This is a genomic window from Stenotrophomonas sp. 2YAF22 (assembly GCF_052114665.1).
Lineage (GTDB): Bacteria > Pseudomonadota > Gammaproteobacteria > Xanthomonadales > Xanthomonadaceae > Stenotrophomonas > Stenotrophomonas indicatrix.
Genome location: NZ_JBFRFE010000456.1, coordinates 1 through 3,546 on the forward strand (window position 1 = coordinate 1; position 3,546 = coordinate 3,546).

At 64.9% G+C, this 3,546-nt stretch carries 6 protein-coding genes; 4 read left to right on the forward strand and 2 right to left on the reverse strand.

Annotation, left to right across the window (positions count from 1 at the left end):
* Positions 1-23 precede the first annotated feature (23 nt).
* Positions 24-563 (forward strand): NADPH-dependent FMN reductase, encoded by a 540-nt coding sequence (locus AB4Y84_RS16330; RefSeq protein WP_442250451.1) that lies wholly within the window; start codon positions 24-26, stop codon positions 561-563.
* Positions 564-604: 41 nt separating this feature from the next.
* Here the strand turns inward: AB4Y84_RS16330 and AB4Y84_RS16335 are convergent, their stop codons facing one another.
* Entirely contained in the window at positions 605-1,060 is a 456-nt protein-coding gene (locus tag AB4Y84_RS16335; RefSeq protein WP_442243552.1) for a hypothetical protein, read from the reverse strand.
* A 94-nt stretch (positions 1,061-1,154) separates the two neighbouring features.
* Here AB4Y84_RS16335 and AB4Y84_RS16340 point away from each other — a divergent pair, with 94 nt between their 5' ends.
* Together AB4Y84_RS16340 and AB4Y84_RS16345 are read left to right on the forward strand one after the other, a co-directional pair.
* Positions 1,155-2,117 carry a GlxA family transcriptional regulator gene (locus AB4Y84_RS16340; RefSeq protein ID WP_428704533.1) on the forward strand — a complete coding sequence of 321 codons (963 nt, stop codon included), beginning with the start codon at positions 1,155-1,157 and terminating at the stop codon, positions 2,115-2,117.
* 133 nt (positions 2,118-2,250) lie between these two features.
* Positions 2,251-2,598, forward strand: a complete 348-nt coding sequence (locus AB4Y84_RS16345; protein WP_442243551.1) for an RcnB family protein — start codon at positions 2,251-2,253, stop codon at positions 2,596-2,598.
* A gap of 78 nt (positions 2,599-2,676) precedes the next feature.
* Here AB4Y84_RS16345 and AB4Y84_RS16350 read toward each other — a convergent pair whose 3' ends face one another.
* A complete protein-coding gene (locus AB4Y84_RS16350) occupies positions 2,677-2,955 on the reverse strand; it encodes a hypothetical protein (protein WP_442243550.1) in 279 nt (92 codons plus the stop codon).
* Positions 2,956-3,052: 97 nt separating this feature from the next.
* Here AB4Y84_RS16350 and AB4Y84_RS16355 point away from each other — a divergent pair.
* Positions 3,053-3,546, forward strand: a 494-nt coding sequence (locus tag AB4Y84_RS16355; protein ID WP_442250452.1) for a hypothetical protein, incomplete at its 3' end; no start/stop codon positions are given.

The following is a 3,546-nucleotide window of genomic DNA, read 5'->3' on the forward strand; positions in this document are numbered from 1 at the left end:
GGTGCCTGTGATAGCGTGCCGTGATGAAGATCCTTGCCCTATCCGGTAGCGCTCGCCGGCTGTCCACCAACACCGCATTGCTGAGGGCGCTGGAAGAACTCGCGCCACCGGATATCGCACTGAGTACCTACGCCGACCTCGGCGGACTGCCCGTTTTTTCTCCCGATCTTGAAGATCTGCCCTTGCCTGACAGCGTTGTGCACTTCAAGCGCTGCATTGAAGCCTGCGATGGCATTCTGATTTCGAGCCCCGAGTACGCACGAGGCATTCCGGGCGGCCTGAAGAACGCCATCGATTGGCTCGTATCGGGCGACCTTGTGATTRCAAAGCCCATCGCGCTCGTGCACGCATCCCATCGCGGCGACGACATGCTCGCGTCTCTGCGGCTTGTGCTGTCGACAATCAGCTCCCGCTTCAACGAAGAACTGTTCCTGCGCTTCCCCTTCATGAAGATGGAGCCGGAGGCCATTGCCGATGCCGTAAGGCAGCCGGCCAATCGCGGACCGGCGGAGGCCTTTCTTCAGGAATTTTCCCGCTACTGCCAGCGACCAGAGGGCGATTGAACATGATCGTTGGTGCAGTCTGCTGACAAGGGCTTGTGGCGTCAGCGGTTCACCGGTGCTTGCAGATGGGAATACCCCGCGGCCTCCACGAACTGCGGCAGTGTCCACAGCTGGCCGTTGGGCCCCCACGTGCCATCGGTGACATCGCTCACCGTGATCGAAGCAGCCAGCCGCTGCGTATCCGGCAGGGCCAGCGATTCCAGAATGGCCTGGTGCACAACCGCCGCGTAACGGGACCGGTGCTGTTCGTCGAGTACGCCGGCGGGTGCGAGGACGTGGACCAGGCACGGAATGACGTGGAGGAAGTCGGCACTGCCGCCACAGCGCCAGAAGCCGGCCGGCACCTCCTCGGCAATCACCCAGCACAGGCTGCGTTGGCGGGGATCAGGCCCCAGGCCGCTGCATTGCGTTGCAGCGGTATTCACCGCGGCGATCATCCGCTCGCGCTGAAGAGCGGTCAGTGCGTCGGCGGGTGTCTTGATGAGGATGGTGGGCATGGATAGCGCTCGTGGGTGAGGGAGCGCCCATTCAACCGCGCTGCGGCTCGGGTCTTAAGTGGCCGATTTGCCAACAATCGCGCAGAATCAGCCAATGCATGATTTCGTCCTGGTGGTGCCGCGCGCACCCTTTGCCTCCAGCGTCACCCTCACCCTTGATCTTCTGACCACCGCGGCCAAGCTGGCGTGCCGGGTCGGGGTTGCACCGCCGCGTTGGCGGGTCTGCGCGGTGACGCCAGGAAGCATTCCGCTTGGCAACGGCCTGCACCTGCAGGTGGACACGTTGCCTGCGCGCTCCTCTGCGCATGAATGCTGGATCCTGCCGGGCCTGGACATCGACGATGCCAGCCAACTCGACGCGCGCTTGGCCCAGCCGGACATTCCGCCTTTGGTCGCTGCGCTGCGTCGCCATGCCAGAGCGGGCGGCACGATTGCAGGCTCCTGTTCGTCCGTGTTTCTGCTCAACGCAGCCGGATTGCTGGAGGGACGCTGCGTGACCACAACGTGGTGGTTGGCCTCTGCGCTGCGGCGCGTGGCGCCAACCACCCGCGTCGAACCCGATCGCATGGTGCATGCGGATGGCACGCTGGTCACTGCCGGCGCCGCGATGGCACACATGGACCTGGTGCTTTACGTGCTGCGCCAGCGCTTCGGCGAGCAACTCACGGCCATGCTGGGCCAGGCGCTGCTGGTCGAGCAGCGTCGCCTGCAGTCGCTGTATATGTCGCCGGCGATGATGGTGCCCGAGAACAACCTGATTGCGCTGTTGACCCGCCACATCGCAGAGACGCTCCCGGAACCAGTCACCGTGGGCACGCTTGCCGCGCGGGCCAACATGTCCACACGCACCCTCAACCGCCAAGTGAACAAGGTGCTCGGCTACGGGCCGCAGCAGTTGATCCAGTCGGTGCGCTTGAACCGGGCGCGGGTGCTGCTGGAAAGTGGCGGGCTTTCGGTGGAAGAGGTGACCGCGCAGGTGGGCTTGGGTGATTCTGCGACGCTCAGGCGATTGCTGCGCAGGCGACTGGGCCTGAATCCTACCCAGGTTCGAGGGTGAGGGAGCTGCATTGCTGACTGCGGGCTTGCGGACGCCCATCGGGTCCGGTCCGGGCGCACGGATTCATTCACAGGCGCTGCTCTATATTCAGGGCCACAACGCCGCATACTGCGGCTGGACCGGGAGTATCCCCATGAAAACCGGACGTTTGCTTGGCATTGCCCTGGGTGCGGCAGTGACCCTGGTTGCTGCGCCTGCCTGGGCCGATCCGCCGCATCATGCACGGGGCAACGGACCGCCGCCCCATGCAGGCGGCCCGCACAACCGCGACGCACCCCCGCCGGGCTGGCAGAAAAAGGCATGGCGCCGCGGTGACCGCTTGCCTTGGGCCGAGGTTGACCGGCGCTACTGGGTGGACGACTACGCGCATTACCGTCTGCGCGACCCCGGCCGCGGTCAGCGCTGGGTGCGGCAGTCGGATACGGAATACCTGCTGGTGGAGATCGCCAACGGCGTGATCATCGACGCCCTGCGTCGCTAGGGATTCCGGCATGGGCCCCGGGCGGCGCGCAGCCGCCGCGGGGGTACTGCAGGCACGGCCGCCGGTGGCATTGCGCGCTTACCCCGGCAACTCGCACTTCATCCTGCCGTCCAGGTAATACGGCTTCGGTACGTTCGGGTTGTCGCTGGTCTTTTCAAAGACCACTTCGAACGACGCCGCGTCGGGCGAACCTTTGCGATCGGTGCAGGCGTCCTGCAACTTCTTCTTGACCGCGGCAATGCCGGCCTCGCGGTTGGCACCGTCGGCGCTGTTGGTCAGGTTTACGGTTTCAGCCAGGGCCAGTGGGCTGAAGGCACACAGGCAGCTGGCGATCATCAGGGCATGCAGCTTGGTCAAGGGGCGCGCCTCGCGGAAATCCAATGAGGCAGTCAGCATAATGCGGGAGCGTTAACAGCATGTGCCCGGTTGCGGCAGTTGGCTTGGCTGACGTTGTTTGGTACAAGCCTCGCTGTCGAAGATCAGAGAATGGGTACGAGCCATGTCCGAACCCTATTCGGCCCTGCTCAGGCTGCGGCTGCCACGCGAGCGTCTTGCACGCTGGTTGGCCGCGCCGGTGCCTGCGGCATCGAGGTGGAAGGACTGGCGATCGATCGCCGGCCGGTGGCGCCTGCCCGGCGGCGCCGATCTGGCTGCGTCCACTGATGTGGAGCTGGGTGAATTCCTCGCCGATTGCAATGCAATGCTGGCCCGGCATGCGGACAATCGCGCAGCGTTGGCCGCCATCCTGCAATCCGCGCAGGCGGAGAACATCAAGCTTGCGGCCTACGATCAGGCAGGGGCGTACTTCGTTGCAGGGTCACTGACGTATTCCGAGAACCTCTATGATCTGGTCGTGTTCCTGGCGATGGCGCGGGGCGCCGCCGATTTCCTTGAGCCTGGCGAGCACGGCGTGGCACTGGTGCACGACTACCTATGGGCCGAGGACGG

Bases quoted from the DNA above. Each gene is read 5' to 3' on its own strand.
- AB4Y84_RS16340 (WP_428704533.1), top strand. From the start codon at position 1,155: ATGCATGATTTCGTCCTGGTGGTGCCGCGCGCACCCTTTGCCTCCAGC.
- AB4Y84_RS16345 (WP_442243551.1), top strand. From the start codon at position 2,251: ATGAAAACCGGACGTTTGCTTGGCATTGCCCTGGGTGCGGCAGTGACC.
- AB4Y84_RS16335 (WP_442243552.1), bottom strand. From the start codon at position 1,060: ATGCCCACCATCCTCATCAAGACACCCGCCGACGCACTGACCGCTCTT.